Raw genomic sequence first — 1,665 nt, forward strand, 5'->3', positions numbered from 1 at the left:
TAAATGTAGATGCTGGTCTATGTACTGCAAGCAGTGTTACTTTAGGTACACCGACTACTTCGGATAATTGTGCAGTGGCTAGTGTGACCAACGATGCACCGGGAGTTTTCCCGATAGGAGATACAACAGTCACCTGGACAGTCACGGATAGTTCTGGTAATACAGCTACCTGTACGCAAACCGTAACGGTAACCGACAATATTGATCCAACCATCAGTTGCCCAGCCACCGTAAATGTAAATGTAGATGCAGGCTTATGTACTGCAAGTGGAGTTACTTTGGGTACACCAACGACTTCAGATAATTGTGCAGTAGCAAGTACAACCAATGATGCACCGGGAGTTTTCCCATTAGGAGATACAACAGTCACCTGGACAGTCACGGATAGTTCTGGTAATACAGCTACCTGTACGCAAACCGTAACCGTAACGGATAATATTGATCCTGTAATTTCATGTCCAGCGACAGTAAATGTAAATGTTGATGCTGGTCTATGTACTGCAAGCAGTGTTACTTTAGGTACACCGACTACTTCGGATAATTGTGCAGTAGCTAGTGTGTCTAATGATGCACCGGGAGTTTTCCCGATAGGAGATACAACAGTAACCTGGACAGTCACGGACAGTTCTGGAAATACAGCTACCTGTACTCAAACCGTAACGGTAACCGACAATATTGATCCAACCATCAGTTGCCCAGCAACGGTAAATGTCAATGTTGATGCTGGTCTATGTACTGCCAGTAGTGTTGCTTTAGGTACACCAACTACAGGAGATAATTGCGCTGTAGCAAGTACAACCAACGATGCACCGGGAGTTTTCCCGATAGGAGATACAACAGTAACCTGGACAGTCACGGACAGTTCTGGTAATACAGCTACCTGTACGCAAACCGTAACGGTAACCGACAATATTGATCCAACCATCAGTTGCCCAGCCACCGTAAATGTAAATGTAGATGCAGGCTTATGTACTGCCAGTAGTGTTGCTTTGGGTACGCCAACGACTTCAGATAATTGTGCAGTAGCAAGTACAACCAATGATGCACCGGGAGTTTTCCCATTAGGAGATACAACAGTCACCTGGACAGTCACGGATAGTTCAGGAAATACAGCGACCTGTACGCAAACCGTAACGGTAACCGACAATATTGATCCAACAATCAGTTGTCCAGCGACAGTAAACGTTAATGTAGACGCTGGTTTATGTACCGCGAGCAGTGTTGCTTTAGGTACACCAACTACATCAGATAATTGTGCAGTGGCTAGTGTGACCAACGATGCACCGGGAGTTTTCCCGATAGGAGATACAACCGTAACCTGGACAGTCACGGATAGTTCAGGAAATACAGCGACCTGTACCCAAACGGTAACGGTAACCGACAATATTGACCCAACAATTAGTTGCCCAGCAACGGTAAGCGCTAATGTAGACGCTGGTTTATGTACCGCGAGTAGTGTTGCTTTAGGTACACCAACCACTTCAGATAATTGTGCAGTAGCTAGTGTAACTAATGATGCACCGGGAGTTTTCCCATTAGGAGATACGACAGTCACCTGGACAGTCACGGATAGTTCAGGAAATACAGCTACCTGTACGCAAACCGTAACCGTAACGGATAATATTGATCCTGTAATTTCATGTCCAGCGACAGTAAATGTAAATG

Annotated in this window: 1 protein-coding gene; it reads left to right on the top strand. The window is 45.4% G+C overall.

Translation table 11 applies throughout. From position 1 onward, the window contains the following. Positions 1–1,665, top strand: a 1,665-nt coding sequence (locus DK441_RS10315; RefSeq protein ID WP_160112036.1) for an HYR domain-containing protein, incomplete at both ends; no start/stop codon positions are given.

This window comes from Aquimarina sp. AU58 (assembly GCF_900312745.1).
Lineage (GTDB): Bacteria > Bacteroidota > Bacteroidia > Flavobacteriales > Flavobacteriaceae > Aquimarina > Aquimarina spinulae.